Source organism: Streptomyces sp. AcH 505 (genome assembly GCF_000818175.1).
GTDB lineage: Bacteria > Actinomycetota > Actinomycetes > Streptomycetales > Streptomycetaceae > Streptomyces.
In genome coordinates, this window is record NZ_JTIY01000011.1 from 1 (window position 1) to 26681 (window position 26681).

General features: G+C 62.7%; 25 protein-coding genes. 13 read left to right on the forward strand and 12 right to left on the reverse strand.

Annotated elements, in window-relative coordinates; genetic code table 11:
- The coding region (locus tag HY68_RS37950) for a LysR substrate-binding domain-containing protein (RefSeq protein ID WP_042002014.1) at positions 1–770 on the reverse strand (770 nt) is incomplete at its 3' end.
- A 123-nt stretch (positions 771–893) separates the two neighbouring features.
- Between HY68_RS37950 and HY68_RS37955 the strand changes: the two genes are divergently transcribed.
- The gene (locus HY68_RS37955; RefSeq protein WP_157874590.1) at positions 894–2099 is read left to right on the forward strand and encodes an MFS transporter; all 1206 of its coding nucleotides are present in this window, start codon (positions 894–896) and stop codon (positions 2097–2099) included.
- A 97-nt stretch (positions 2100–2196) separates the two neighbouring features.
- On the opposite strand, the gene HY68_RS39935 is transcribed toward HY68_RS37955, so the two are convergent.
- The 3 genes from HY68_RS39935 to HY68_RS37970 form a co-directional block, all read right to left on the reverse strand.
- The gene (locus HY68_RS39935) at positions 2197–2910 is read right to left on the reverse strand and encodes a hypothetical protein (RefSeq protein ID WP_157874591.1); all 714 of its coding nucleotides are present in this window, start codon (positions 2908–2910) and stop codon (positions 2197–2199) included.
- Between the two features lie 257 nt (positions 2911–3167).
- Entirely contained in the window at positions 3168–4268 is a 1101-nt protein-coding gene (locus tag HY68_RS37965; protein ID WP_042002017.1) for an NADH:flavin oxidoreductase, read from the reverse strand.
- Between the two features lie 54 nt (positions 4269–4322).
- Complete coding sequence (locus HY68_RS37970; RefSeq protein ID WP_042002021.1) at positions 4323–5111, reverse strand: enoyl-CoA hydratase/isomerase family protein; 789 nt, start codon at positions 5109–5111, stop codon at positions 4323–4325.
- 308 nt (positions 5112–5419) lie between these two features.
- Here HY68_RS37970 and HY68_RS37975 point away from each other — a divergent pair, with 308 nt between their 5' ends.
- Both HY68_RS37975 and HY68_RS37980 read left to right on the forward strand, forming a co-directional pair.
- Positions 5420–6211 carry a crotonase/enoyl-CoA hydratase family protein gene (locus HY68_RS37975; protein ID WP_042002024.1) on the forward strand — a complete coding sequence of 264 codons (792 nt, stop codon included), beginning with the start codon at positions 5420–5422 and terminating at the stop codon, positions 6209–6211.
- A 51-nt stretch (positions 6212–6262) separates the two neighbouring features.
- On the forward strand, positions 6263–7054 hold the full coding sequence (locus HY68_RS37980; RefSeq protein ID WP_042002027.1) for an SDR family oxidoreductase: 792 nt from the start codon (positions 6263–6265) through the stop codon (positions 7052–7054).
- A gap of 59 nt (positions 7055–7113) precedes the next feature.
- Here HY68_RS37980 and HY68_RS37985 read toward each other — a convergent pair whose 3' ends face one another.
- The gene (locus HY68_RS37985) at positions 7114–8904 is read right to left on the reverse strand and encodes an acyl-CoA dehydrogenase C-terminal domain-containing protein (RefSeq protein ID WP_042002030.1); all 1791 of its coding nucleotides are present in this window, start codon (positions 8902–8904) and stop codon (positions 7114–7116) included.
- A gap of 239 nt (positions 8905–9143) precedes the next feature.
- On the opposite strand from HY68_RS37985, the gene HY68_RS37990 reads away from it, so the two are divergent.
- From HY68_RS37990 to HY68_RS38005, 4 genes are all read left to right on the forward strand, one after another.
- Positions 9144–10718: a fatty acid--CoA ligase gene (locus tag HY68_RS37990; RefSeq protein ID WP_042002033.1), complete on the forward strand. Its 1575-nt coding sequence runs from the start codon at positions 9144–9146 to the stop codon at positions 10716–10718.
- A 32-nt stretch (positions 10719–10750) separates the two neighbouring features.
- Positions 10751–11716 (forward strand): LysR family transcriptional regulator, encoded by a 966-nt coding sequence (locus tag HY68_RS37995; RefSeq protein ID WP_198533552.1) that lies wholly within the window; start codon positions 10751–10753, stop codon positions 11714–11716.
- A gap of 169 nt (positions 11717–11885) precedes the next feature.
- Positions 11886–12743: an SDR family oxidoreductase gene (locus tag HY68_RS38000; RefSeq protein WP_198533553.1), complete on the forward strand. Its 858-nt coding sequence runs from the start codon at positions 11886–11888 to the stop codon at positions 12741–12743.
- Positions 12744–12820: 77 nt separating this feature from the next.
- Positions 12821–13279, forward strand: coding sequence for a MaoC family dehydratase (locus HY68_RS38005; protein ID WP_042002039.1), 459 nt, complete (start codon positions 12821–12823; stop codon positions 13277–13279).
- Between the two features lie 62 nt (positions 13280–13341).
- Here HY68_RS38005 and HY68_RS38010 read toward each other — a convergent pair whose 3' ends face one another.
- Positions 13342–13746, reverse strand: coding sequence for a muconolactone Delta-isomerase family protein (locus tag HY68_RS38010; protein WP_052457578.1), 405 nt, complete (start codon positions 13744–13746; stop codon positions 13342–13344).
- Positions 13747–13891: 145 nt separating this feature from the next.
- Positions 13892–14182: a hypothetical protein gene (locus tag HY68_RS38015; RefSeq protein ID WP_042002044.1), complete on the reverse strand. Its 291-nt coding sequence runs from the start codon at positions 14180–14182 to the stop codon at positions 13892–13894.
- 268 nt (positions 14183–14450) lie between these two features.
- Between HY68_RS38015 and HY68_RS38020 the strand changes: the two genes are divergently transcribed.
- Positions 14451–15416 carry a helix-turn-helix domain-containing protein gene (locus HY68_RS38020; protein ID WP_042002047.1) on the forward strand — a complete coding sequence of 322 codons (966 nt, stop codon included), beginning with the start codon at positions 14451–14453 and terminating at the stop codon, positions 15414–15416.
- A gap of 71 nt (positions 15417–15487) precedes the next feature.
- Here the strand turns inward: HY68_RS38020 and HY68_RS38025 are convergent, their stop codons facing one another.
- Positions 15488–16129, reverse strand: coding sequence for a TetR/AcrR family transcriptional regulator (locus HY68_RS38025; protein WP_042002050.1), 642 nt, complete (start codon positions 16127–16129; stop codon positions 15488–15490).
- 143 nt (positions 16130–16272) lie between these two features.
- Here HY68_RS38025 and HY68_RS38030 point away from each other — a divergent pair, with 143 nt between their 5' ends.
- From HY68_RS38030 to HY68_RS38040, 3 genes are all read left to right on the forward strand, one after another.
- On the forward strand, positions 16273–17544 hold the full coding sequence (locus tag HY68_RS38030) for an HlyD family secretion protein (protein ID WP_198533554.1): 1272 nt from the start codon (positions 16273–16275) through the stop codon (positions 17542–17544).
- Positions 17541–19037 carry an MFS transporter gene (locus tag HY68_RS38035; RefSeq protein ID WP_042002053.1) on the forward strand — a complete coding sequence of 499 codons (1497 nt, stop codon included), beginning with the start codon at positions 17541–17543 and terminating at the stop codon, positions 19035–19037. The genes HY68_RS38030 and HY68_RS38035 overlap by 4 nt, the downstream gene beginning before the upstream one ends.
- 71 nt (positions 19038–19108) lie before the next feature.
- Positions 19109–20050, forward strand: a complete 942-nt coding sequence (locus HY68_RS38040; RefSeq protein ID WP_042002057.1) for an aldo/keto reductase — start codon at positions 19109–19111, stop codon at positions 20048–20050.
- A 95-nt stretch (positions 20051–20145) separates the two neighbouring features.
- Here the strand turns inward: HY68_RS38040 and HY68_RS38045 are convergent, their stop codons facing one another.
- From HY68_RS38045 to HY68_RS38060, 4 genes are all read right to left on the reverse strand, one after another.
- Positions 20146–21588: a right-handed parallel beta-helix repeat-containing protein gene (locus HY68_RS38045; protein ID WP_042002060.1), complete on the reverse strand. Its 1443-nt coding sequence runs from the start codon at positions 21586–21588 to the stop codon at positions 20146–20148.
- A gap of 151 nt (positions 21589–21739) precedes the next feature.
- Entirely contained in the window at positions 21740–22609 is an 870-nt protein-coding gene (locus HY68_RS38050) for an SDR family oxidoreductase (protein ID WP_042002063.1), read from the reverse strand.
- Positions 22610–22655: 46 nt separating this feature from the next.
- On the reverse strand, positions 22656–23855 hold the full coding sequence (locus tag HY68_RS38055) for an acyl-CoA dehydrogenase family protein (protein ID WP_042002065.1): 1200 nt from the start codon (positions 23853–23855) through the stop codon (positions 22656–22658).
- 414 nt (positions 23856–24269) lie between these two features.
- Positions 24270–24749 (reverse strand): MaoC family dehydratase, encoded by a 480-nt coding sequence (locus tag HY68_RS38060; RefSeq protein ID WP_347560699.1) that lies wholly within the window; start codon positions 24747–24749, stop codon positions 24270–24272.
- Between the two features lie 155 nt (positions 24750–24904).
- Between HY68_RS38060 and HY68_RS38065 the strand changes: the two genes are divergently transcribed.
- The gene (locus HY68_RS38065; RefSeq protein WP_198533555.1) at positions 24905–25600 is read left to right on the forward strand and encodes a TetR/AcrR family transcriptional regulator; all 696 of its coding nucleotides are present in this window, start codon (positions 24905–24907) and stop codon (positions 25598–25600) included.
- Positions 25601–25604: 4 nt separating this feature from the next.
- The coding region (locus HY68_RS38070) for a biotin carboxylase N-terminal domain-containing protein (RefSeq protein WP_042002074.1) at positions 25605–26681 on the forward strand (1077 nt) is incomplete at its 3' end.

A 26681-nucleotide genomic window follows, 5' to 3' on the forward strand; every position in this document is an offset into this window, starting at 1 on the left:
ACCAGCCGGTGGTCGCGCAACTCGGCCTCGCAAAGGCTCACGGGGAGGCGAGCCAGACCGAGCCCGGCGAGCGCGGCCTGCCTGATCACGTTCAGGTTGTTGGTATTGAACTTTAGATCGACCTTGATCTGCGCCGACTTTCCGCTCTTGTTCACAAGCCGCCAGCTCGGGCTGAAGCCGTCGGCGGCCCAGCCGATGCCGGCGCAATGGTTCAGATCCGCTGGGGCAGATATCTTTCCCAACGAGCGGATCAAGCCGGGTGCGGCGACAAGACAGTACGATGTGACGTCCAGCTTCTGCCGGACGAGCTCGGAGTTGGTCAGCGCCTCGCGCGCAGGCTGAATCGCGAGATCGTAATGCTCGATCTTCGGATCGAACGATCCGCCCGTGGTGTTGAGGCTGATACGCACGTCAGGATAGGTCCGGGAAAAATTGATCGCAAAGTCGGCGATCAGGCGTTCGGTCAGGACCACGGGACAGGTGATGCGCAACGTCCCGGCAGGGCGCTGGGTGCGGGTTTCCGCCAACGCCTTGATGATTCTGAGCTCGTCCTTGATCTTCTGTCCGCGCTCGAACACCGACGTCCCGATTTCGGTAGCGGCAAAATTGCGCGAGCCGCGATTCAGCAGGTGGACGCCCAACTCCTTCTCGAGATCGTCCATCCGCCGGCTGAGGGTCGACTTCGGAATTCCGGTTTTGCGACTGGCCGCCGAGAGGCTTCCCGCTTCGATGATTTCCGTCAGCAGGATCAGATCGTCGACCGTTCCCATGCGTTCCCGTTTTTGCCGCGCGGCGTTCCAAAACTGGAACGAACGATCCCATGCATATGTCTCGACAGAGTATAACAAATCCCCTTCATTTTGGCACTGCGAAGTTTGAGTGGAGAGCGGCCTTTGACCTACGCGCGCGCCGGAATGCTTTTTGTCTGCTTTCTCGTTGTCCTGCTCGACGGGCTGGACGCCGGTGCCGTCTCCATCACGGCGCCGATGCTGGCGAAGACATGGGCGTTGACGCCGGCGATGTTCACGCCGGCCTTCGTCGCCGCCAACATTGGCGCCGTCGTCGGATACACCGCATGCGGCCCTCTTTCCGGGCGCTTCGGGCAGCGCACCGTCGGCATCTCCAGCGTTGTGTTGTTCGGGGCCGGGACGCTGCTCTCGGCATTGGCGCAGGGCGTCGGCTCGCTGTCGGTGCTGCGTTTCATTGCCGCGATCGGCCTCGGTGGCGCGCTGCCGATTGCCGTGACCGCCGCGACACATGTCGTTGCGGAGCGATTCAGGCCGACCGCGGCGGTGCTGGTGACACTGGGGTTGTCCTCCGGAGGTGTCGTCGGAGGCCTGATCGGCGGGCCGCTGATGGCCAAATTCGGATGGCAGTCGATTTTCGTCGTCGGCGGCCTGCTACCGCTGCTCGTGCTGCCACTGTTCGTTTGGGTGCTGTCGGCTCCCGCGCAGACAATGATACAGGCCGGGGTCGATAGCCCGCGCTCGCGGGCGACACTCGATGCGTTGTTCGCCGATGGCCTCGGCGTCATCACCTATCTGCTGTGGCTGTTCGCGTTCTTGATTTTCCTGGTCAGCTATGCGCTGTCCTCCTGGATCCCCGTCCTGCTTGCCGATTTCGGCTTCTCGCCGCTCCAGGCTCCACTCGGCGCCGCGGCCTATGGTGTTGGCGGAGTCGTCGGTGGTTTCGTCGTGCTCGGCGTCATGGGCAGGTTCGGCATCAAGCCCACATTGATGCTCACCTCGCTGGTTGCGATCGTGTCGGTTGCAACCATGAGTCAGATCGCGTCGTCGTCTTCCCTGCTGCTACCGCTGATCGGCGCGATCGGCGCGGGACTCATCACTGGCTGTGTCGGCCAGAGCGCGCTGGCCGTCTCGTTCTATCCCGCGGTGTTGCGAACCACAGGGGTGGGATGGTCCGCAGCCTGTGGCCGGATCGGCTCCGTCGTCGGGCCGGCGCTCGGCGGTGTGATGCTGTCGTTCCACTGGCCCGCGCGCGATATCATTCTCACCGCCATTCCGCTGATCGCCGTTGCCATTCTGGTGCTTGGGGCGATGTCGCTTGTCGAGCACAGGCGGGTTCTTGCACGTACGTGAGGCGGCGCGCTGTTCTTGACGGCCATCGTTTGTTTTGTGCGGCTAGCCGGCGAGGCCATATCGTGACCGTCACGATGGCTGAAGGTCGGCCAGCCGACTACCAGCTGATGTAGATATTGCCGCGGTCCGCGCTCCACAGCGCGAGGGCCTTGCCCTGGTCGAGAGCCTGTTTCGTGGTCCCCGTTGGACTTTGCGACACGGAGCCCCACTGGCTGGGGCCGCCAATGCTGCTGGGCGTATAGATATTGACCGAGTGCATATTCAGATCCGGAACGTCGGACGCTTGCTGAATTTTGAACGTTCCATTGGCGACCGCAGTCCTGATGGCTTGCCCGACGTCCGGCGAGAAGCCTTGTTTGTCGTAGGTGTCGGCGAGCCCCAGCAAGGTCTCGTTGATGGCGTTGTCCTTGATGAATTGGGCGTCGGATGTCGTCGGGTCGCCGTAGGGCGCGGGAGCGTCCCGCACCGTGGAGGGCGCCGTCAGCGTCGCGGCCCACTGGGCATAACGTGTTGTCTGTAACGGCGTCGATGCGTCGCCGGCCGTTGATGATTGTCCCGGCTTGTCGCTGCCCTTCGCGGCCTGCACCTGCGCCGCGAGACGGTCAGCCGCGACCTTGTCGACCTTCGCTCGCGCGAGAACGGCCTGAGCACGATCGGAGAGATCGACGATGTCGACGGGATCGCCCGAGGGCGATGGCTTCGCCGGGGTCTGGATTTGGCCGGAGGCTTCCGTGCCGGCCATCGATCCGGAGCGGAGCAGGGAAACGATGGCATTGTCGGCAGAAGAGTTCGTTGCGGCAATCGTACTCATGATGGAGCCCTCAGGAGCAGGAAGCACAGCATCAGACGTTCGGATTGGAGCGTCTCGGAAATATCTGGAAATATGAGGTTCGGCCGGTTGTCGTTAAAAATCGGTTAAAGTCTACGACGTCAGCCGGCTCGGCTTGCCTTTGCGGCCTGCTGGATGGTCGCGCATCCAGGACAATCCGGTGTCAATAAATGGGGGGACTCCTCACGTCGAGCGGCTGTGCGCGGGGCCCATGGCTCGGAATGCGCCGTTGGGTAAATCTAGAGTGCAGCCATTGCAGCCGGGGAAAAAGGCGCGAGTTCTGCGAAACGCCTGTCCCGCACCTTGGCTGTCCATTCCGGATCGGTAATCAACGCACGACCGACGGCGACCAGATCGAATTCATCGCGGGCGAGGCGAGCTTCGAGGCCGTCGAGCTCGCCGACATCAGCGCTTTGGCCTTTGTAGGACTGAATGAAATCGCCGCCCTTCAAGCCGACCGATCCAACCGTGATCGATGGCTTGCCGGTGAGCTTCTTGCTCCAGCCTGCGAGGTTGAGTTCGGAGCCCTCGAACTCGGGTTCCCAGAACCGCCGCGTCGAACCATGGAATATGTCCACGCCGGCATCCACCAGAGGCTGCAGAAATCTGGCGAGTTCGCCGGGAGTGCGTGCCAGTCTGGCGCCGTAATCCTGCTGCTTCCACTGCGAGAAGCGGTGAATGATAACGAAGTCGGGGCCGACGCGCTGCCGGATGGCGGCGATGATGTCGGCGGCAAAGCGGGTGCGCTTCACCAGGTCGCCGCCGTAGGCGTCGTCGCGGCGATTGGAATTTTCCCAAAAAAATTGATCGACCAGATAACCGTGAGCCCCGTGCAATTCGACCGCGTCGAAGCCGATAGCCTTGGCCACCTCGGCGGCTTTGGCGAAAGCCTCGATCGTGTCGGCGATGTCGCTGTCGGTCATGGGCTCGGCGACCTGTTTGCCCGAGCCTGAAAGTCCCGAAGGGCCATCGGATTTGCCGTCCGGACGGGGCCCGGTGCCGGGCTTGCGGACCATGCCCTGATGCCAGATCTGGGGGGCGATCATGGCGTTGGCGGCATGAACTGCCTCCACCACGCGCCGCCAGCCGTCGAGACTCTTCGGAGTGTAGAAGTTCGGGATGTTCGCGTCGTTTGATGCGCCGGCGCGATCGATGGTTGTGCCCTCGGTGATGATCAAGCCGACGCCACCCTCCGCGCGGCGACGGTAGTAGGCCGCGACGTCTTCGCCGGGGGTCCCGTCGGGGCTTTTCGAGCGGGTCATCGGTGCCATAACGACGCGATTGGGCAGCGCAAGGGATTTGTGCTGGAACGGACGAAACAGCGGGCTATCGATCGGCATTGGATTACTTTCGGCGGGATCGTGTTGTGGTGACGCACCAAGTGTGCCGTATTGTTAAGTACCGCGAAAGGTGACCTTCCCACGGAAGTTTTTCGAACCGTGCTCCACCACGGCCTGTACGCCGGCCTTGAAGTCCGCCGAATCGAACAGCGGGGTGCCGAGATCGATCAGCAGTTCGTCCGCGGCGCGCACGCCATGATCGAGGAAAGCGCGAACCAGCCGCTTGGTGGCGGCGTGAGCCTTGGTTGGCCCGTTCGCGAACCTTTGCGCCCACGCCATCGCCTCGGTGCGCAGCGATGCCCGGGGGACCACCTTATTGACGATGTTCCAGCGTTCGAAGGACGCGGCGTCGTAGAAGTCGCCGGTGAAGCAGATCTCCCGGGCGCGCGCAGGGCCACAGCGCTCGGCCAGCAGATAGGCGCCGCCCAGGTAGGTGGTGGCGCCGATATGCTGTTCGACCTGCGCAAACTGCGCATCGTCGGCCGCAATGATCACGTCGCACCGCAGCGCGATCTCAAGCGCCGCCGCTAGACAAAGCCCCTGGACGGCGCAAACGACCGGCATGTCGAGGCCTTCCATGCGTGTGGCGATCGGGATTCCGCGGCCCAGCATCTGGCGCGCACCCTTCGCATCGACCCCCACGAATGTGGTCTTCACATTGACGCCGCAGCCGAAGTGATCGCCCTCGGCCTGCACCAGAAGCGCGCGTACGTCGGATGCCTCGACCTCGTCGAGCACTTTCACGAGAGCGGAAAAAAGCGCGTTGTCGGCCAGATTGATCGGTGGGGTGTCGATGGTGACGACGCCGACATTCCCCTGCTTCTCGAAGCGTGCTGAGCTCATGATCCATTCTCCCTGGCCGGCCGCATGGGGCCGGGCGGCCTGTGATTCATCCCCTGTACAATCCCGGGATCGTTCGCCTTAGCCTACAGGTCGGCAAAGCGGGATGCCAATTCGCAGGTGAATAACGCTGATCCAGAATTTTTGTAGCGAGGGTGGAAGCGCGGCTGTCAGGTGAGGCCGGCTGGAAAGCGCCGGCCGTGCGCGGATGCCTGGACTGCATCGCGCAAAAAAGGCGGCATCGCGCGAATGGCCGATCGGCGGACAGGCGCGGCCGGGTCCGGCAATTCGCGATATTCGGGAGAACGCAGATGAGTGAGACCAAGGCTCCGGTGGGGCAGATCAGGACCGAAGTGCACGGACACGTGCTGAAGATCGTCATCGACAACGCGGCGAAGAAGAACTCCTTCAGTCCGCAGATGATGGCGCAGATGTCCGACGCGATGACGTTGCTGGATCGCACGGAGGATTACTGGGCCGGCGTGGTCTGCGCGGAAGGCAGTGATTTCACCGCCGGCCTCGACATGCCGAAATTCTTTGGTCCGAAGGCGGAAAAATGGGACCTGAAGGAAGGCAATGTCGATGTCTTCGCGCTCAAGAGCCGCTGTCGCAAACCCGTCGTCACCGCGGTCCAGGGCATCGTCTTCACGATCGGCATCGAAATGATGCTCGCCGGCGACATCGTCGTCGCCGCTGACGACAGCCGTTTCTGCCAGATGGAATCCAAGCGTGGCATCGCGCCGCTGGGCGGGGGGCACTTCCGGTATCTGACCCGGGCGGGGTGGGGCGATGCGATGTATCATCTGTTTCTCTGCGACGAGTTCGATGCGCAGCGTGCCCACAAGATCGGCTTCGTTCAGGAAGTTGTGGCGCCTGGTCGGCAGGTTGCGCGGGCGATGGAAATTGCACAGCTCATCGCCGGCAATGCGCCGATCGGCATTCGGGTGACCAAGGAGGCCGCCTTGAAATACATCGAGAGCGGCGAGAAGGCCGCCATCGATTACATCCCCAGGATCAGGGATCGGGTTCTGAACAGCGAGGATGCCAAAGAGGGAATCCAGTCGTTCATCGAGCGGCGCGCGGCGGTGTTTCGTGGGCGCTGAGCGCTCCTCGACGTCAACACGGTTCAACCCACCAGCCATGAAAGACCAGATATGGGCAGCGTAAAGAAGGCTTTCGATCTCACCGGGAAGACGGCGCTTGTCACCGGCGGCTCACGCGGACTCGGCCTGCAGATCGCGGAAGCGCTCGGCGAGCAGGGCGCCAGGATCGTTTTATCGTCGCGCAAGGCCGCCGACCTCGAGCAGGCACAGGCGCATCTTGCCGGTCTCGGTATCCAGGCGGACTGGGTTGCCGCCGACAATTCCAGGGACGATGACATCAAGCGGCTGGCGGACGAGGCGATCGCCAAGCTGGGCAGGGTGGACATTCTCGTCAACAATGCGGGTGCGACATGGGGAGCCCCTACCGAAGATCATCCCGTCGAGGCCTGGGACAAGGTGATGAACCTCAACATCCGCTCCTTGTTTCTGCTGAGCCAGCAGATCGGAAAGCGCTCGATGATTCCCAACAAATACGGCCGCGTCATCAATCTTGCATCGATCGCCGGCCTGCGCGGCAGCACCGGCGAGATGCAGACGATCGCCTACAACACCAGCAAGGGCGCGGTGGTCAACTTCACGCGCGCCCTGGCGGGAGGCTGGGGCCGCTACGGCATCACGGTCAACGCGCTTGCACCCGGATTCTTCCCGTCGAAAATGACCAAGGGTACGATCGCCGCGCTGGGCGTCGAAAAATTGTCCGCAGGCGTGCCGCTGCGCCGGATCGGCGATGATGACGATCTGAAGGGTGCGGCGCTTTTGTTCGCAAGCGATGCCGGCAAGCATATCACGGGGCAGATTCTCGCCGTCGATGGCGGGTTGACGGCCGTCCTGTCGGCGTCCTGAGCGCGACGGTACCTGTCCGGCCCGTCGTTGGACGGGCCGGATGTTCTTCTCGTGCGCGGTCAGAAGGCCTCCGCCGGGACATCCATGATCACCCGGCCGCCCGCGCGAATGCGCGCGAGGTGGACCGAGGTTTCCGGTAGCATCCGGTCCATGAAGAAGCGGCCGGTCAGGAGTTTGGTCGCGAGGTGGGCGGACCGTTCCCCCGCTGCAATCTTGTCCCGGGCGGTCTTGACCATGCGAGCCCACATGTATCCCAGTGCCACCAACCCGAACAGGTGCATGTAGTCGGTCGATCCGGCGATCGCTTCGTTCAGGTCCGTTGCGGCCTGTTGCATCAGGCTGGACGTCGCCTGGTCCAGATCCGAGAGTGAAAGCTCGAGGGGCGCGAAAAACGGTTTGAGGTCATTGGTCCTGGCGTGATCCTCGATAAAGCCGTTGACCTCGGCGAGAAAGGCCTTGATGGCGCGGCCGCCGTCACGAGGCAGTTTTCGCGCCACCAGATCCAGCGCCTGAATGCCGTTCGCGCCCTCGTAGAGCATGGTGATGCGCGCATCGCGAACAAACTGCTCCATGCCGGTCTCGACGATGTAGCCGTGCCCGCCGAACATCTGCTGTGCGCAGACCGCATTGGCAAATCCCTTGTCGGTCAGCACGCCTTTGATCATCGGGGTCACCAGTCCCATATGGTCATCCGCCATCTCGCGCTCTCCCGCATCCTGCGTGCGGTGGGCGATGTCGCTCTGCAGCGAGGTCCACAAAACCAGCGCACGGGCGGCTTCATTGAAGGCGCGGATGGTCAACAATGTCCGCCTGACGTCAGGGTGGACGATGATCGGATCCGCCGGCTGCTCCGGCTCCCGTGCGCCGGCCAGGGAGCGTCCCTGAAGGCGCTCCCTGGCATAGCTTGCCGCGTTCTGGTACGCGACTTCCGACTGCGACAGGGCCTGCATCCCGACGCCGAGCCGGGCATCGTTCATCATGACGAACATCGCCTGCATGCCCTTGTTCTCTTTACCGACCAGCCAGCCGTGCGCACCTTCATAGTTCAGGACGCATGTCGAACTGCCGCGGATGCCCATCTTGTGCTCGATCGAACCGCATGAGACGCCATTGGCGCGGCCCAGCGAGCCGTCCGGATTGACGAGCCGCTTGGGAACGACGAACAGCGAGATTCCCTTGATGCCCGCAGGTGCGCCCTCGACGCGTGCGAGGACGAGATGAACGATGTTCTCGCTGATATCTTGCTCGCCGCCGGAGATGAAGATCTTGGTTCCGGTGATGCTGTAGCTGCCGTCGGACCGCTTCACGGCCTTTGTCCGCATCATCCCGAGATCGGTGCCGCAATGCGGCTCGGTCAGGTTCATGGTCCCGGTCCACTCGCCGGCCAGCATCCTGGGAATGAACAGTCGTTTTTGTTCGTCACTGCCATGCGCGAGCAATGCCGCGACGGCGCCCCGTGTCAGGCCGGCATACATTTCCAGGGCCATGTTCGCGGAGGAGAACATTTCCCCGACCGCGTGTGAAAGTGTGTCCGGCAATCCCTGGCCGCCGTACTCGGTCGGAGCCGACAGGCCGATCCAGCCGCCGTCTCCCAACCGCCGGAAGGCGTCGCGAAATCCCCTTGGTGCGGTCACACGGCCGTCATCGTGACGGATGCAGCCTTCACTGTCGCCGGTCGCATTCAAGGGATGCAGCACGTTCTCACTGAGCTTCGCGGCCTCGATCAGCACGGCCTCGCGCAGGTCCGGTGACGCATCGGCGAAGCCCGCCAGATTGTTGAAGCGGTCGATCTGGAAAACATCGTTGAGCAGAAACTGTATATCCGTCAGCGGGGCCTGGTACGCGGTCATGTCCGTCCTGTTCTCGTGGTGAAAGGCCGGTAGTCTTCATTCCCGACGCCGCGGCCGCCATGGTGTTTATGTTGAACCGGACGACGGATGTGAATAAGCGCGTCCCGCGCGCCCGGACGCGCTCCATTCCTCGGTGAATAACGGTTCTCCAAAATCATGACTATCGCCACCCGCCGCCGCCGGTCAAACCTGGATCCCAAGGAGCCCGCGCGAACGGAGCTCCGCTCAGGGAGCGCTGCATGTCCGAAACGAGAGGGGGCACGTCGACTGCCCCGCCGATCAAATTGCTGGCCGATATTTCACGGTATCACGCGGATCTGGCTCCGGATGCGGTGGCGTTGAGCTTCGATGGCAGGGAGACGACTTATGCCGGTCTCGATCTCGCCTCGAACCAGGTGGCAAACGGGTTGATAGCCGCCGGTGTCGGGCCTTCCGCACGCGTTGCCATTCTCGACAGGAACAGCGACAGATTCTTCGAGATCTGGTTCGGCGCGGCCAAGGCAAATGCCGTGCTGGTGCCGGTCAATGCCCGGCTCGCAGCTCCGGAGATCGCGTTTGTGCTCCAGGATGCCTTGGTGGAGGTGCTTTTTATCGGCGCTTCGTTTCTGGAAACGCTCGGCAAGATCCGCAATCAACTGACTTCCGTTCGCGATGTCATCGTCATCAACGACAGCTACGCCGCATGGCGGGATGCGCAGGCCGGCCGCGATCCCCGGCTCGCGGCGCGGGGCGATGATGTGTGTGTTCAGTTGTACACCAGCGGAACGACCGGGCATCCCAAGGGCGTCGAACTCACCAACGACAATTTCATGATCGGGATGCCCAATACCCTCGACGTGTGGGGGGCATGGGCGGCCAGCGACGTTTTGCTGCTGGCAATGCCATTGTTTCACATTGCCGGTTGCGGGGTCGGCATGCTGGGGCTGCTGGTGGGCCTGAAAACGATTGTCGCCCGCGAATTCGTGCCGGCTCATGTCATCGAAACGATCCAGCGCGAACGCACCACTGTGGCCTTTCTGGTGCCGGCGATGATTTCTGCGCTGTTGGCGGACGAACAGATCGAGCGCGCCGACCTCTCGTCGCTGAGGCGGATCGTCTATGGCGCGTCGCCGATCCCGCTCGAACTCCTGAGATCGGCGGTTCGCGTGTTCAGGCACACCGGGTTCGTTCAGATCTACGGTCTGACCGAAACGACAGGGATGATCTCGGCGCTTTCGCCGGAGGATCACTTGAACCTCTCCAGCAACGTCATGACATCGTGCGGGCGTTCGGTCGCGGGGGTGGAATTGCGTATCGTCGGCGCCGACGGCAGTCCACTTCCGCCGCGACGGGTTGGAGAGATCACCTGCCGCACCATCAAGAACATGAAGGGGTACTGGAAGCGCGCCAAGGATACCGCCAGGACCATCAAGGCAGGTTGGCTCCATACCGGCGACGCCGGCTATCTCGATGAAAGCGGCTATCTCTACATTCATGACCGCGTCAAGGACATGATCGTGTCGGGCGGCGAGAATATCTATCCCGCGGAAATCGAAAACGCGCTGTATGGCCATCCGGATATTGCCGACATCGCGGTGATCGGCGTTCCGGATGAGCGATGGGGCGAAGCGGTGAAGGCGCTTGTGGTGTTGAAACAAGGCTGCCTTGCGAATGTTGCCGATATCCTCGGTTATGCGCGGGAGCGGCTCGCGGGCTACAAGATTCCGAAGTCGGTGGAATTCATCGATACGCTGCCGAGAAATCCCAGCGGAAAGATCCTGAAGCGTGAACTCCGCGAGCGGTATTGGCGGGGGCATGAAAGGCGCGTAAACTAGCAATCACAAACTTAATCGATCGTCCGACTACCGTGGAAGACATTGTGGCGGAAGCAAATTGGGACTTATTTCGGTTATTCTTTGTCGTTGCGCGGACAGGCAGTGTGAATCGTGCCGCGCAGATCCTCGGGATGAGCCAGCCGACATTGAGCCGGCGTCTTAAAGAGCTCGAGCGATATACCGGAGCGCCATTGTTCTTTCGGGCGTCGTCCGGGGTCAAGCTGACCCAGGAAGGGGAAGATCTGCGACGCTCGGCCGGCGATATGGTGGCCGCGTTCGAATCGTTTCAGCGTGATCTGCGCTCCCGCGTCGGGCAGAGGTCGTCGGTTGTCCGGATATCCGCGACGGAGGGGCTGACGAAACATTGGCTTTTGCCCCGCGTGCGAAAGCTGCGTGACGTCAACAGCCGGGTGTATCTCGAGATCATTTCAACGGTTCATCAGCAAGGCGTGGCTGCGAGCGACCTCGATTTCGTCATCCGGATGGGCGACCCCGGTGAAAATGAGCTGATCGGCAAGCGGGTCGCCAGCGTTCCGCTCGGGATATTCGCGTCCGAGGGATATCTGGCCGCGCACCCGGCGCCACGGCAGTTGTCGGAACTCCGGGATCACGACATCATCGGCAGCTCCGCGGATTTTGCCGGCCTTCGTGGCGAGCGGGCCGGCCAGATGCAATTGATGACGCATTTCCACGCTGCGGCGGATGTGCGCAGCGTGTTGCGTGTCATGCCGATTGCCAATCATTTTGCTGCCGCGGTCGAAGGGCTTGGGCTGGCATTGCTCGCTGTTCCCTTCGCACTGGCCGAAGGTCTCGTTCGTGTGCTCCCGCAGGAATCCACCTCCATGAACGTCTGGCTGCTTCGCCGGCGCGAAAGCGACCTCAGAAAGCTGACCAGGGATGTCAGGCGGTTCCTCGAGAGCGAGTTTGCGAAATCGCGAAGCTGGCTCTCGGGCGAACATCGGCCACGCAGGCCGGCCCGACGCAAATCCGATATGTAAGGAGCCGGCGAGGCCCGCCTGGGTCGGCGCCGCATCCAACCCCTATCCGCCACGTACGGCCGGTGCTTCGTGCCGGCGCGGCCGAGCGCGTGCAATACGCGGCCGTTATTCAGCGATGAGGCGTCGATCGTCAAATTCGCTGTAGCGGGCAGAGCGATAGTTTTCTTACGTGGATCATGTCCGCCGTCACGCGATGCGGCGGCGGATAGCGATCGGTCTGCGGCGGGAGCTCATGAGTGATATCAGGCGATTTGCACTGGTAACGGGCGCGTCATCCGGGATCGGCATGGCCTATGCCGAACATCTGGCAAGTCGCGGCTACGATCTGATCCTTGTCGCTCGACGCGGGGATCGGCTCGAAGCCATTGCCCACAAGATCCGCGCTCAGGAGGGACGGCAGGTCGTCACGTACGTTGCCGACCTGTCCGATCCCGATGATCTGCTGGGTCTGGAGCGGATGCTCAGGGAGAACGAGGACGTCGATGTTCTCGTCAACAATGCGGGCCTGGGGGCGCTCGGCTCCACCGCCAGCGCCGGCGTCGATGCCCTGGAAAATCTCGTCCGGATCAACGTGCTGGCGTTGACGCGCCTGTCATGCGCGGCCCTTGCTGGGTTTCGGCGGCGCGGCCATGGCATCCTCATCAACATCGCATCGGTCATTGCGTTGGCGCCGTCCGCAACTGCGGCGGCCTACAGCGGCTCGAAAGCCTATGTCCTGAATTTCTCCCGCTCGCTGCAACTCGAGTGCGCCGGTAGCGGGATTGTTGTGCAGACCGTTTTGCCTGGGCCGGTGCGCACCGAATTTTTCGAGGCATCCGGTGTCTGTTCGTCCATTTTCTCGGAACATCTCTTCATCTCTGCGGACGAACTGGTCGCAGCCGCGCTGAAGGCCCTCGACATGAAGGAGCTGGTTTGCTTTCCGACCCTTCCTGATATCGCAGCGTGGGACGAATTCGAGAATGCCCGGACAAGCTTCTCGAAGTCGTTGGTGACGGTCGGGCGCCCGTCACCGCGCTACGCGGGCTGATCCAGGCAAGGATCAGCCGATCGGCGGAACGAGTTTTGAGCGTAGCGGTCTTGGCCGCACAAGTTGAGGATGAAGCGATGACGAGTGTTTCTCTGCAGGACTATGCAAAGCGGGTCGGCCAGGAGGTGGGATTGTCACGCTGGTTCGACGTTGGCCAGGTACGCATCGATGCGTTCGCCGACGTGACGGAAGACTGGCAATTCATCCATGTCGATCCGGCCGCCGCGGCCGGGACTCCGTTCCGCGGTACTGTTGCCCATGGCTTCCTCACCTTGTCCATGCTCCCCGCCATGGCTTACGACGCATTGCCGAATGTCTCCAACCGGGTGATGGCGGTCAATTATGGGTTCGACAAGGTCCGGTTTGTGTCGCCAGTGCCGTCCGGAAGCCGCATCCGCGCACGATTTGTCCTCAAGGAAATTACCCCCCGGACGGAGAAGGAAGTCATGATGCGCAACGAAGTGACCGTCGAAATCGAAGGTCTGGACAAGCCGGCTCTCGCGGCGGAATGGCTCGGCATCTCCTATTTATCGTGACCGCCGAGCGCGCGCCCGGTTGCGCCGCGCATTGCAACGACGCAACGAAGTTCTCTCGATGCCTAAGGCGATCCCGTCGCCATTCCCTGCAACTGGCGCAGCGGATTGAGGGGACCGAGCGGCATCAATTCGAAGCTCATCAGATGTGCCTGTCCCAGCGGCAGCTTTTCGAGCATCTCGTGGGCGGCGGCGGCATCGGTGACATTCAGGATGAAGACCACGCCGGGGCGCCCCTGCAGTGAGAACCATTGGTCGATCTTGCCGTCGAGATAGAGTTTCACGGTCTCCCGCACTTCGGTCGGCAGGATCGCGCGTGCGGCGGCGGGATCGACCCCCGGATTGAGCGTTCCGATGGCGAGGATTCGCGTGGTCGGCGTCGGCGGAGGTGCGGATTGCGCGCGCACGGGATTGACGCCCGTCAGGCCAATCATCACGGCAACGAGTCCGGCGGCAAGTCTGGTTGTCATTGTGCTCTCCTCACGTGCGTCACTGTTTGTGGGGGCAGCGGGCGTCGCGCGTGGACGAGCGCGGCGCTCGCTAGCCATCGCCGGCACTCCCGGTTGCCCGGTCACGCCGGCGACGAGGATAGTGGGTTTCACGGCGACCCGTGGTTCACTTCCCCTGGATCAACATGCCAAGCGGCATCAGCGGGCTGAGTGGCATGTACTCGTAGGTCGCGAGATCGGCGACCATCAGCGGCAGTGCGTCGATCGCCGTCTTGGCCTGCGCGACCGACTCGGCGTTCATGAGAAAGACCGGGCCGGCCTGGTCACGAAACCACATCTGCTCGATGGTGCCGTTGAGATAGAGCTTCAGCGTGGCGGGGACCTCCTGCGGCATGATCTGCTGCCGCTGCTCCGGCGTGAGCGGCGCCTTGATGGACGCGATGGCCAGAACCTTCATGGTGTTCTCCTTGTCTGGGATCGAGATTTTGATGACAACACTACGTGCCGGGCCTGAGCGTCAGCAGAGGCAGAAATGACAATTTTAGTGTCATTTACGCCGCCGATTGCCGCGTTGAATGTTCAAGAAAATTTTGTATTGTCAGATAGATGGGTATATCCATCGCGCGGTGAGCGGGCTGCTGGTTGATCAGTCGGCGATCGATATCTAGCTCGCGCATCGCCCTTTCGGTAGCGTCGTAACTGCCATCTTTAAGGTCATTTACGCCATGCGTATCACCATCCTCGCGCTCGATGGATTGTTCGACACCGGCCTCGCCGTGATGCGCGACGCGTTCGGGCTCGCCCATCGTTTCGCGGCCCGCGAGATGGGCGGCACGCCGCGTTTCGATGTGTCGGTGGTGGGTGTGCGCCGCCGCGTGCGTTCCGGTCAGGGAATGCCGATCCCGGTAGCCGCCATCACGCCGGATATGAAGCCCGACTGGGTGATCGTGCCCGCGCTCGGCACCGCCATGCCTGCAGAGCTGATCCCGGCGCTCGCACGTTCGGATGTCCGTCTCGCCACGGCGCAATTGCGGACATGGCATGCGGGCGGCGTGTCCATCGGCGCGTCCTGCATCGGCACCTTCATCATGGCGGAAGCCGGGCTGCTCGACGGGCGGGAAGCGACCACCACCTGGTGGCTCGCGCCGCTGTTCCGGCAACGCTACCCCGGGGTTTTGCTCGACGAGTCCCGCATGCTGGTGCCGACGGATGTCGGCGTCACGGCCGGCGCCGCAATGGGGCATCTCGATCTTGCGCTGTGGCTGATCCGCAAGGCGAGCCCGGAGCTCGCGTCAGTCGTCTCGCGTTACCTGCTGGCCGACATCCGCACCTCGCAGGCACCCTACATCATTCCCAATCATCTGGCGCAGGCCGATCCGTTGATCCTGCGTTTCGAGAAATGGGCGCGCGACCATCTCAAGGACGGCTTCTCGCTGAAGGATGCCGCCAGCGCTCTCGCCACCAGCGCCCGCACTCTGCAGCGCCGCTGTGAAGCGGTGCTGGGCAAGTCGCCGTTGTCCTATTTCCAGGACCTGCGCGTGGAGCGCGCGCAGTCCCTGTTGCACGGCAGCGGCCTCGATCTCGACGCCATCGCCGCTGAAGTCGGTTACGTCGACGGCGCAACGCTGCGAACCCTGTTGCGCGAGCGACTGGGACGTGGCGTGCGGGATCTCCGTGCCAACCTACGGTGAGCGCGCGACGCAGCAATGTCAGCATGAGCTTGCTGGAGTGGTCGGGATAGTCGGCCGTGTCGTCCGCCCGGCTAATTCGCCTTTCCCGCGCCTCCACAAATCACACTCACTGCCTTGCGCGCCACCTCTCGCAGCTCGGCACGGCTGGCGCCGGCACGGGCGCGGATGGCGATGGTGTGCATGGTGGCTGCGGCGACAACCGCGAGCGCCGCGGGATCGGCATCGCTTGCGAGTTCGCCTGTCTCCCGGGCCGTGCGGAACCGTGTCTCGAAATCGGCGTCGATCCTGCGCAGTCCCGCGGCCACGTTGCTGCGGATGGCTGGATCATCAAAGGATTCGGTGACAGCGGTGCCGACTACAAAACAGCCCCGCGCGGATCCCTTGCCGGAAAAATAGATCGATAACGCCGTGTCATAGGCCGCCATCAGCGAGTCCGGCAGCGGACGATCCTGCGCGAGCGCCTCGCGCGTCGCGGCGAGGCTGTCCTCCCAGTAACGCGCCAACGCCTCGAGATAGAGCGCGTGCTTGTTGCCGAAGGCGGCATAAAGGCTCGGCGGATTCATGCCGGTCGCCGCCGCGATGCTGTCGAGGGATGTCCCGGCATAACCGGTTCGCCAGAACGTCTCCGTGGCCTGCTTCAGCGCCGTTTGTGTGTCGTAGGCCCGGGGCCGCCCGCGCGGCGCCGGTCCCGTTTCGCTTTTTTTGCGTGGCATCTCGCCAACTCCCGCTCGTTGCGTGCTCGGTCATATTTATATGAAACGTTACAAAATAAAAGGCGCAGCCACCTTGCTTCCGTCGCCCTGGTACGATATTTATATGAATCGTTACAAAATGCAACAGGCGCATGGAGGGTTCGATGCGATTTGATTTTTCGTCATTCGCCCAGTGGGTTGGCTTCCCAATGGAGCTGAATCAGAGCAAGCCGGCGCTGCAACTGGTCAGCGTCCGGGCGGTGCAACCGGCTGACGGTCACGGCTCCCCTGAAATCCGCCGGTTTGGCGGCGAGACGCGGCTCGAGCGAGCGATTGATGGTCCCGCAGCCGGCGAGCGCGTGGTCGCGCCGCAGCAACGGACAATGAAGGAGCGGTTGCGGCGGCCTTTGATGCTGGGACTGCCGATCGTGCTTGCCGCGTTCGGTTTCGCCGCGTACCTCGCGGAAGAGCCTTATGTGTCGACCGACAATGCGTTCGTGCGCGCGGCGAAGGTCACCATCAACGCCCGGGTGGCCGGGCAGGCGGTGGAAATCGCCGTCGAGGACAATCAGCGCGTCCGGCGCGGCCAGGTGCTGTTCCGGATCGATCCGCAGCCTTATCAGATCGCGGTGGATCAGGCCGAAGCACGGCTCGGCAGCGCGCGCCTGCAGATCGACGGGCTGAAGGCAACCTACCGTCAGCAACAGGCGGAGCTGCAGTCGGCGAGGGATTCGGCCGGTTTTGCCGAGCGCGAGTTCGATCGCAAGAAGGCATTGGTGGCGTCCGACTTCACGCCGCGTGCGGTGTATGACCAGACCGAGACCAACCTCAAGGTCGCGCGACAGCATATCGTGTCGATCGAGCAGCAGATCGCCAGCACCGTGGTGGCGCTGAACGGCGATCCGGATATCGCCATTGATAGCCACCCGACCGTGCGCGCCGCCAAGGCGCAGCTCGACCGGGCCCGGCTCGATCTCTCCTATGCGACGGTGACGGCGCCCGACGACGGGATCGTGACCAAGGTGGACGACTTGCAGATCGGCGGTTTCGTCAATGCCGGTGCTCCCGTGTTCTCGCTGCAGTCCAGCCGGCGGGTGTGGATCGAGGCGAACTTCCGCGAGACCGGGCTGACCTACATGCGCCCCGGCCAGGAGGCGAGCATCGACGTCGACGCCTATCCCGATCGCACCTTCAAGGCGCACATCGTCAGCATGAGCCCGGGCACCGGATCGGATTTCGCGGTGTTGCCGCCGGAGAACGCGACCGGCAACTGGGTGAAGGTGGTGCAGCGCCTGCCGGTGCGCCTCGAATTCGATGAGATCGATCCGAAGCGGCCGCTGTTCTCCGGCATCAGTGTGACGGCGCGGGTCGATACCGGCCATCGCCGCAGCTGGCGCCATCCGTTCCAACTGGCACTGGAGGAGCAGGCCAAATGAGCAACCTTCTCACATCGCCCCCTGCGGCCTCTGGCGGCCGCGCCATGATCGCGGCGGCGCTGATGGCGACCTACATGCAGGCCGTCAACATCTCGTTGCCCAATGCGGCCCTGCCGCATATCCAGGGCACGCTCTCCATGGGCAACGACGAGGTCGGCTGGATCTTCTCGTCCTATATCGTGGCGAGCGCCGTGATCATGCCGATGACCCACTGGCTTGCGGGGCGTTATGGCCGCAGGACGGTGTATCTGGTGTCGCTCGCGGTGTTCGCGGCCGCGCTTGTCCTGAACACGCTGGCGACGACGTCGCTTCAGTTCGTGCTGGCGCGCATCATCCAGGGCGCGGCCAGCGGTCCGCTTGGTCCGCTCTCGTTGGCGATCCTGCTCGATGTGGTGTCACCGCAGCGTCATGCGCGGGCCAGCCTCACATGGACGGCGTGTTTCCTGCTCGGCATCAGCAGCGGGCCGGGCATCGGCGGGCTGCTCAGCGAATATCAGGGGTGGCATTCGATCTTCTATGCTAGCCTGCCGATGGTGGCTTTCATTGGTCTGGTGATGGTCCTGTCGCTCCCCGAGAAGAAGGCGGAGCGGGCTCAAGCCTTCGACTTCTTCGGCCTCGCGACCTTTTCGCTGGGCATGATCGGCCTGCAGATGTTGCTCGACCGCAGTGAGCGTCTGGACTGGTTCGCCTCGGCGGAAATCTGGGTTGAGGCGATCGCCTCACTGCTGGGATTCTATCTCTTCATCGTGCACGTGCTGACCACCAGGGAGCATTTTCTCCGCACCGCGCTGTTTCGGGACCGCAATCTCGTGCTTTCGACCATCGTGTCGTTTGCCGTTGGTTTCGTGCTGCTGCCCACGCTCGCCTTGACCTCGCCGATGCTGGAGGAGCTGCTCAGCTATCCCGTCGATACCACCGGCTACATGACCATCCCGCGCGGCCTGACCCTGGTGGGTACGACGGTGCTGATGAGCTTCATCCCCGCGCGTATGGACTACCGCCCCTTCATGATCGGCGGGATGGCGCTGGTGGTGTATGCCAACTGGTCAATGCTGGGTTATTCCTCCGGGATGGACTGGCGTCCGGTGGTGCGCACAGGCCTGCTGCAAGGCGCAGGCCTCGGTCTATTGAGTGCGGCGCTGGCCAGGGCCGCGTTTGGCACGCTCGATCCGAAGCTGCGCCCGGAAGGCGGCGCATTGCTCGGCCTGGCGCGGCTGTATGGCGCCACCATCGGCATCGCGGTGGTGCAGATCTTTTTCACCAACAACACCCAGGCGATGCACCTTGCACTGGCCAAGAACCTGACGGTGACCCGCGCCGCCGCCCATCTCTCCGATACCATCCCGGTATCCGCACTTGCCAGGCTCAACGAGATGGTGACCCAGCAGGCCGCCGTGGTGGCCGTCATCGGCCAGTTCAAGATCCTGATGCTCGCCATGCTGATCGTGAGCCCGCTTGTGCTGTTGCTGCGCAAGCCGCGCCCGGCTGGCTGACACGCCTGACGTTGATCGAAGATCCAGAGGCCATCTCACAACAACCAACCAAAACAACAAGGAGCAGGACCATGACAACATCCGACAAATTTCGCGAGATGCGGATTCCTCTCAACCACGGCTCCGGCGCGATCCCCGCGGTCGGGTTCGGCACCTTGATCCCCGATCCCGTCGCCACCCGGCAAGCGACCAAGGCGGCACTGGAGACAGGATTTCGCCATCTCGATGCCGCGGAGCGCTATCGCAACGAAGATGCCGTCGGCGAGGCCATGCAGGAGGTGTTCAAGGCGGGCGCGATCCGGCGCGACGAGGTGTTCGTGACCACCAAGCTGTGGAACACCAATCATCGTCCGGAGCGGGTGAGGGCGGCCTTCGACGCCAGCCGCCGCCGCCTGCAGGTCGACGACATCGATTGTTATCTCATTCACACGCCCTTTGCCTTCCAGCCCGGCGACAACCAGGACCCGCGGGACGCCCAGGGACAGGTGATCTACGATTCCGGCGTGACGCTGGCGGATACCTGGGGCGCGCTGGAGCGCCTGGTCGACGAGGGGCACGCCAGGTCGATCGGCCTCTCGGACATCAGCCTGGAGAAACTCAAGGAGATCGTCGCGGTTGCACGCATCAAGCCGGCGGTGGTGCAGGTGGAATCGCATCCTTATCTGCCCGAATGGGAGCTGCTCGAATTCTGCCGCGAGCACGGCATTGTGCTGCTGGCGTTTGCTGCGCTGGGACACGCCATGGATCCGAACCTGCTGGAAGACCCGGTCATTACCGCCATTGCCGCGCGCGTGCACAAGACACCGGCGCAGGTGGCGCTGGCCTGGGCGGTGCAGCGTGGCAGTGCGTTCCTGACAACGTCGAAGAACCCCCGCCGTATCCAGGAGAACTTCGACATCTCGGCTCTGCCCGAAGACGCCATGCGGGAGATGCGCGAGCGCATCACCACCAACATCAGGTTCAATGCGGTGGTGAAGACCGGCGTGCCCGGATTTATTCCGCGGGTAAAGTGAGCTGAATCCGGCCACGCTAAGCCGACGTCATTCGGGACAGGAGCATCGGTAAGCCGATGCTCCTGTCTTTCATGGTCCTGATGCGAGCGCTCCACTCAATAAAGTTGGGCGGTGATGTACTGGGTCGCTGTGCTGGTGTTCTGGACGCTGAGGGTATAGGTCGAGACATCGGCGGCGATGCCGGTCCAGCTCAGCCGCAGCGTGCCGGGGCCGAAGGCGATGGTGCCGGCGGTGCCGATGGTTCCGAACGCCGCCGACGGCGTGATGGTTGGCGCGCCGCCCTCGCGCTGGATCAGGTAATTGAACTCCGCCGAAGCCATGACGCCGGTGTTCTGGTTGCGCGCCGTCACGCGCAGCTTGTGCGTGATCCCGCTATAGGCAGGCACCGGGTCGTGGACGAACTGGATGGTTCCGGTCGAGTTTGCCGGCTGGTTGATGTTTTGCAGGTCCTGGTAGGGAAAGCCGCTCTGCACCACCGGGCGCCCGCTCGACCGCTCGTCCATCAGCAGGCCGGTGTTGTTGGAGAACGCGTAACCCGCCGGAAGATTGCCGGCCCACAGGCTGCCGAGCGTCATCGGTTGCGTGGCGGTCGTGCCGGAGAGGTCGTTGCCGACAAAGGTGATGTCGCCGCTTGTTCCGCTTTCGCGGGCCCAGATCGCCGGCGCGTCGTTGCCGGTGCCGTCGTCGTCCTGGCCGTGGCGCGAGATGCAGCCCGTGACATTGATGAAGCCCGCCGAATTGAAGCGGATATGGCAGGAGTTGCCGTCCAGGTTCCTGCCGTTGCGCTTGAAATAACATCCGGTGATCGATGCCTTGTAGGTGCCGTTCAGATAGAGGCCGGAGACATAGTTGCGATCGAACGTCGTGCTGGACAGGATGATGTCCGATGCGTTGTCGATCTGTATGCCGTTGGTGGTGTTCCATTCGACGCGGCTGCCGACGACGGTGATCGAGCCGGATTGCCCGGTGAACGCCGCGCCCGTCGTGCAGTAACTCATGTAGCAGTTCGTCAGCCATGCATCGACCAGATCGCCGATGCCCGTGACGCAGCCGAAGAACTCGCAATTGCTCAGATAGCAGATGCCGTTGGCGGTGCTTGCGCCGGCCGCAACTGCGCCGCCCAGCCCGTAGCGTCCCATCCGCACCGTGACGTCACGGATGTTCAGCACAGTGGCGCCGGCCGAGATGCCGTCGCAGGCGGTATTGCGCACATCGTTCAGGGTGTAGTCGCATTCGATCTGAAAGCCCGCCAGCAGCACGTTCGAAGCGCCATCGACGTTCAGCACGCGGACGGTTGAGCTGTTCAGCGCGACAAGGATGGTCTGGTTATCGGTGCCGACACCTCCATAACCAAAGGCGGAATAGCCGATCAGGCAGGCGCCGCTTGGAACGACGAGGTTGTTGATCTTGTAGGTGCCGGGCGGAACGATCGCTACGGCGGGACCCGCGAGCGCGGCCGCAAAAGCCGCGGTACTGTCAGTGGTGTTGGTCGGATCGGCGCCGAACGCGGGATCGGTAACCAGGTTGATTTTTGTCAAAGTCGACTCCTGCAGCGGACGTGAGTTTCCGAGAACTCATTTGCCGATCATATGAAAGGAGATCGGACCGCTTTGATCTTGTCCCCAAATTTTATCCGGTCATGAGTTCTGCCTGGCAGTTGTTGGAACGGGCGCTCTGAGCGAAGACCATCTACATCTTCTTCTCGAAGTAATCAGGCTTTCCGGTCGTCCACGTTTCTCCCCATAGCTGGCCACCACCGTCCACGGTTAGTGTTTCGCCTGTCACGAAGCTTCCGCTGGAAGCGGAAAGATAGGCACATGACTCCGCGATGTCCCACGCGGAGCCGGACCGCATCATCGGATTCGATCGCGGATAGGCGGCTCGGGCTTCCGGCGTGTACACCGCCCATCCTTCGGTTTCGATCGCTCCGGGTGCGATGCAATTGACCCTTATGTTAAGAGGCGCCCATTCCACCGCGACAGCGCGCGAAAGTCCGATGACCCCGGAGCGGGCCGCAACGGTGTGTGCGATTCCGTACAACCCGTGCGTGGTCACGACGACGATGTTGACAATGCTGCCTCTGTGGCCGTGATCGCGCCAGCGCTTGGCCGCGGCCTGCATCATGAACCACGTGCCGTTCAGGTTGGTATTCACGACCGCGTTCCAGCCTTTGACCGAAAAGTCGATCGCGGGTTGCGGGAATTGCCCGCCGGCACTGTTGATAAGCATGTCGACCCGCCCATGCGTCGACCACAAGTGATCGAACAGGTGGTCGACCGCATCGGGATCCCTGATGTCCGCGGCGTCAGCCGAGGCCTTCAGCCCGGCATCGGCGAGTTTCCCGACAATCTCCTCCAGCTTGGCCTGCGTCCGCCCAACCACGCAGACGTGGGCGCCGAGCCGGGCAAGCAGCCAGCAGATCGCACGACCGATTCCTCCTGCGCCTCCCGATACGACGGCGACCTGGCCTGTGAAGAGTCCCGGCGCATAAACCGTCGGATGAACTGCGAGTTCGGCATCCTGCAATCCCAGCTTGAGTGGCGTTGTGTCTGTCGGCATTGGATGTCGCTCCCTTTCGGTCGGTCTCTCGAGGGCTGCCGAAACGTCAGCGGGCCATGCCCTTCAGCAATTCGCCCGCGATGATCATCTTGCGCACCTCGGTCGTGCCGGCGCCGATCTCCAGCAGCTTGGTCGATCGGAACAGGCGGTTGATTTCCGATTCCCAGATATAGCCGCTGCCGCCATGGATCTGCACCGCCCTGTCGAGGACGTCGTGGCAGGCCTGCGCAGCGTACATCACGGACGCCGCCGTGAGCTTGTGAATATCGCCGCGGCCACCGCCGCCGATTTCAAGCGGTGCCGCTTCCGCCAGCACCCGGTAGGTGAAGGTTCGCATGGTCTCAACCTGCACGTACATCTCCGCGAGCATCGATTGTACCATCTGGAACGAACCGATCGGCTTGCCGAACTGCCGCCGGGTCTGGGCGTAGTCGACCGACAGCTCCAGTGCTCTTTCGGCGACGCCGAGGCACAGCGGAGCGATCATCGCGCGTTCGAGGTCGAGGCCGCTCATCACGATGGAGACGCCGGCGTTTTCGGGCCCGACGCGGTTTGCCACCGGCACACGGCAATCCTCGAAGACGAGTTCGGCCGTCTGACTACCGCGATAGCCCATCTTCGTCAGCTTCTGCGCGATCTTGTATCCCGGAAAGCTCTTCTCGACGATGAATGCGGAAATGCCGTGCGCACCTTTGTCCCGGTCGGTCTTGGCGTAGACAAGGACGACATCGGCCACGGGGCCGTTGGTAATGAAGATCTTGCCGCCGTTGAGGACATAGTGATCGCCGTCACGTCGAGCGGTTGTGCGCATCGATCCCAGCGCGTCGGAGCCTGCGCCGGGCTCCGTCAGGCCCAGGGCGCCGATGGCCCGGCCCGTACAGAGATCCGGCAGGTATTTCCGCCGCTGCTGTTCGTTTCCGTTGCGATAAATATTGTTGGCGCAGAGATTGTCGTGCGCGACCCACGACAGTGCCATCGCGTGGTTCCAGCGCGCAAAGCCCTGCAGCACGAGCCCAGCCGCGAGCAGATCGAGCCCCGCGCCGCCATAGTCCTCGGGAATGGTGGCGCCGAAGAAGCCGTTATCGCCAATCCGAGGGAAGGCATCCTGCGGCCACCATTCCTCGTGGTCCATCCTTTGTGCGAGGGGGTATAGCTCGTTTCTGGCGAAACGATCGGCCTGATCGAGAATTGCCCGCTGCTCCTCGTTCAGCCCGAAGGCCGTCGTGGGGTGGTTGCCATGTGTCATCGGGAGATTCCCTCACGGTTGGTTGTTTTTCGAATGCCGCCGTTGAGCCGGCTTCGCGTGTTTGATGACGTGCGGAGTAGATGCTGACCCCACGCTCGAACGCCTCGCCGGTGGTGGTCGCCTCGTTTGTCGCGATCAGATCAGTCATTTCCGCCTCCTCAGGCCGCGAGGGAACCGACTGCAGCGCGTCGAGAAGCCGCTGAGGCGAGGAGAGGGGACTGATCCGCACACAGAGCTTTTGCCGCAGGCGCTCTGGATGGAGCGAGAGATAGTCGCGGACGAGATCGCGCGCAGCCGGCTTGTTCGGTTCGGCGACCGAATCTTCGAGCTCGAGGATCTGCGCGTCGGCGGCGCTGGTCGCGCTCCTCTCCATTTTGCGGAGACTGTCGCCCGGCGTGAACAGGAGCGAGCGCATCATGCGTCGCTCCTCTTCAGCAGCGCGGTTCGCAGGCACTGCGCGACGATTTCGTTGCGCTGGTTGAAGCAATGATGCTGGAAGACGACGATGCCCTGCCCGGGTCTCGACTTGCTTTTCCTGATGTCGACGACCTGCGTTTCCGCGTGCAGCGTGTCGCCGATCCGTACTGGCTTAGGAAAAACCACCTTGTCCATTCCGAGGTTGGCCACCAGCGTTCCCTGCGTGGTGTCGGTCACCGAGACGCCGAGCATGAATCCGAACGTGAAGATGCTGTTGACCAGGATGTGCCCGAATTCGGACTTCGCCGCGGCTTCGGCGTCCAGATGCATCGGCTGGGTATTGTGCGTCAGCGCGGTGAAGAGGAGGTTGTCGGTCTCGGTGACCGTACGCCTGACATCGTGACGGATCGTCTCGCCGGTCGCAAACTGATCGAAATATTTTCCTGGCATGCGTCCTCCGGATCGTGGGCAACGCATCGTGCGTCCGAGCGTTGTCAAAATCTCTTATTGAATGTAATTCATTTTGATGTCATCATAGCCGCAATCGCCGGAGATGCAAGCCGCCGAGAGCGAGTTGTGGAGTGCTAAGGATTATGGCTTTCTCGTCGCGCTACGATGCCGAAACTTCAGTGATGGGTGAGACGGAAGGCGTTCCGTTGATCTCCAAAATAATGAACAATATTCATTGTGCGAGCCGTCGCCGCTCGCGCACCCGGAGCCAGTCAATGCCACTCATCAGTCCAGAGCGCATGCAGGATCGCTATGATACGATCCTGGACGCCGCCAAGCGGGCCTTTGCCGAAAAGGGCTTCGAGGGGGCGTCGATCGCCGATATCGCGAGAATTGCGGATATCTCGGACGGCCTCGTCTATCGCTACTTCCGCAACAAGCGGGATCTTCTCTACGGCGTCCTGAAGAAGTTCTACGAGCGCATCCTGGTCGATCTCGAGAACCAGGTGTTCAGGCATAAGCGGTTCCGCGACCGTCTTGAAGCGCTGATCAAGCGCCATATCGAGGTGTTCGTCTCCGATACGGATCTGTGCCGCCTCTTCATCGCTGAAGTGCGGGTGGCCAGCGACTATGAAGGATCGGCCATCCAGGAACTGAATCGGCGGTACACGTCGGTGCTGATCCGCATCGTCAGGGAGGCGGTCAAGACCGGAGAGGTGAGAGAGGACGTCAATCCCAAGCTCCTGCGGGACGTCATCTTCGGGTCCATCGAGCATCTCGCCTGGGGGCACGTAAACGGACGCGGCCAATTGAAGGCCGCACAAACCGCCCGTGAGCTCACGGGTTTGCTGACATCGGGCGTTTGTTTGGACGAATAGACGGATGCGCGAACGACCCTTCGATACTGTTCTGATCGCCAACAGGGGCGAGATCGCCGTCCGCATCGTCAAGACGTTGCGCCGGCTGGGTCTCCGCTCCGCCATTGTCTACCATGAGGTGGATGCGGGGGCGCCGGCGGTTGCGATGGCCGATACGGCGATCAGGATCGTCGGGCGCACGCCGATTGCGGCCTATCTGGACGCCGAGCAGATCATCGCAGCCGCGCGGGAGGCCGGCGCGGGCGCGCTTCATCCCGGATACGGGTTCCTGTCGGAGAATGCAGAATTCGCAAGGACCGTCGCCGCGGCCGGTATCGCTTTCATCGGGCCGACACCCGAAAGCATCGAACTGATGGGGGACAAGATCCGCGCGCGCAATTTCGTGCAGCGCAATGGTTTTCCCGTCGCGCCATCGGCGATCGAAGAGGACGACCCGCGAACCTTCATCTCTCGCGCGCGGACCATCGGAGTGCCCCTATTGGTGAAGCCATCCGCGGGCGGCGGGGGTAAGGGCATGCGGATCGTGCGCGACCTTGATACGCTGGAGGACGCGATCGCGCAGGCGCGAAGCGAAGGCCAGCGATATTTTGGCGACGGCCGTCTCTATGTGGAACGCTATGTCGAAAAACCGCGGCATATCGAGGTGCAGGTGCTCGGCGATGGCTTCGGAAACGTTGTGCACCTTTTCGAGCGGGAATGTTCGGTCCAGCGCCGGTTCCAGAAGATCATCGAGGAGACGCCGTCGCCCGCGCTGTCGCCAGAGTTGCGCCAGCGGATCTGCGAGACCGCGGTCGGTATCGCCCGCGCCGCCGACTATCGCAATGCCGGGACCGTGGAGTTTATCTTCGGTGGGGGCGAATTCTACTTCCTGGAGATGAATACGCGCCTGCAGGTCGAGCATCCCGTCACTGAAATGATCACCGGCGTCGACCTCGTCGCGGAACAGATCTTCGTCGCCGCGGGTCGCAAGCTGGCGTTCGGCCAGTCCGACATCGTCGCGCGGGGGCATGCGATCGAGGCGAGGCTCTACGCCGAAGCCCCCGAGCGCGGATACGCGCCGACCACCGGCAGGGTCCTCCTG